This is a genomic window from Flavihumibacter sp. CACIAM 22H1 (genome assembly GCF_001601815.1).
In the GTDB taxonomy this organism is placed as follows: Bacteria; Bacteroidota; Bacteroidia; order Chitinophagales; family Chitinophagaceae; genus Flavihumibacter.
The window spans coordinates 44589-46338 of record NZ_LUKG01000025.1 but is presented as its reverse complement, the minus strand read 5'-3'; the positions used below and the strand labels follow the sequence as shown (position 1 = coordinate 46338).

The window sequence follows — 1750 nt, the reverse complement described above, 5'->3', positions numbered from 1 at the left end:
TTCCTGGTTAATCCGCCTGCCTCTTTTACCATCGAGGAAGCCTGGAACGACGTAACGAATGATTTTTCTCTCTATAGTTTTCCAGACGAAAAAAATGCCCAACAGTTTTTAAAAGCAGGTGTGTCTTTGCAAAACCTGACCGGCATCTTTACGGATGGTAAACGAAGCTTTTACAACCTGTTTTTACATGGTGAGTACCGGAATAAGACCCGCAATCAGAAATGGGACCTGGAAGCACAGGGTAAGTTTTACCTGGCAGGGTACAATAATGCTGATTTTGATGTAAATGCCAGTATACGCCGTTATATCAGCAAGCAGGTGGGCTTTATACGTGTGGGCTTTCAAAATGTGAATCGTACACCCTCCTATATATTTGAGCCAGGTAGCAGTTTCAGTTTAAAGGCCCTGCCTTCCCTGAACAAGGAAAACATTACCCGGATTTATGGCGCCCTAGACAATCCACTGAAAGGCTGGAGTATATCCGGCAGTTATTCGCTGGTTAGCAACTATACCTACTTTACTGATTTTTATGTGCCGAATCAGGCGTCTGCCTTGTTTAATGTAGTGGAACTTAGTGCGGAAAAGAATTTCCGGGTGGGGCGCAGGTGGAACTGGATGGCCAGGGTGCAGCTACAGCAGCGCGCGGGAGATGGCCCGGTAAATATGCCGCTGCTTTTTACCCACCACCGTTTCGGGTATGAAGGTACCCTCGGGTTTAAAAATCTGCGGTTTGCCGCCGGGCTGGAAGGACGTTATCATACGGCCTACAAAGCAGATTTTTATTCGCCCATGCTGAGTCGTTTTTATTTTCAGGACTCGGCTACTTTACAACTCAAGTTTCCTGACATAGCGGCCTATGTACATTTTCGGATAAGAAGTTTTGCCGCTTATGTACGGGCCGAAAACCTAAATACGGCGGCTTCCAAAGACGGCGGTTTTGGCTTCTATAATAATAACCTGGCAGCGCCCGATTATCCCATGCAGGGCCTGATGATCCGCGTAGGCATTTTCTGGAGCTTCGTAAACTGACGAAAATCAGCTCTATTTTAACAGCTCCGGGTTTTGAATTGTGAAAAAACACGCTAGCTTTGTGCTGTTGAAAAAAATCTTCGCCATATCATTAGCGGTGCTCTACCTGTTGGTTTCCAGCGGAATTCTGGTAGAAATTCATCATTGTATGGGGCGCTTTTCCGATGCCAGTGTGCATGTTTTCAGCCATAGTCCTAAAGAGGGTGAATGCGGTAAATGTGGCATGCCTAAGTCTGAAGAGTTTTCGCATTGCTGCAAAGATGAAATTAAGCTGGTGAAGGTCGACGATGAGCAGAAAGCAGGGGGTGTGTATTACCAGATCGATGCGCCGGTAGCACTGGTGAATCCCCAGCCATGGGCAAGCTGGACCAGCCCCGAACCTTTGTCAGAAAAAGAACAGTTACCGCCAGTACATGGTCCGCCGCCCGATCAGCCGGCCTCCTTTCAAAGTTTTTACTGCATATTCAGGATTTGAGCAATACCTGGCCTTTCCTAACAGGCAATATTATGCCTGCCAGTGTTATTTATTATCTATCTAAAATCTTGAATCATGAAACTTATCACCTTAGTATCTATACTATTTGTAACCAGTTTTGCCTTCGGTCAGAAAAAAAGTGAATCCATCAAAGTATGGGGCAATTGCGGCATGTGCAAAAAAACCATAGAAACCGCAGCAAAAACAGCGGGAGCCACAACAGCTGACTGGAATGAAGAAACCAAA

The 1750-nt window shown here is 45.9% G+C and carries 2 protein-coding genes; both read left to right on the top strand.

The features are described 5' to 3' along the window. A partial coding sequence (locus A1D16_RS09195; RefSeq protein ID WP_366206636.1) for a putative porin occupies window positions 1-1029 on the top strand: 1029 nt, incomplete at its 5' end. Between the two features lie 67 nt (window positions 1030-1096). Next, complete coding sequence (locus tag A1D16_RS09190; RefSeq protein WP_290709068.1) at window positions 1097-1504, top strand: hypothetical protein; 408 nt, start codon at window positions 1097-1099, stop codon at window positions 1502-1504. The last annotated feature ends 246 nt before the right edge of the window (window positions 1505-1750 follow it).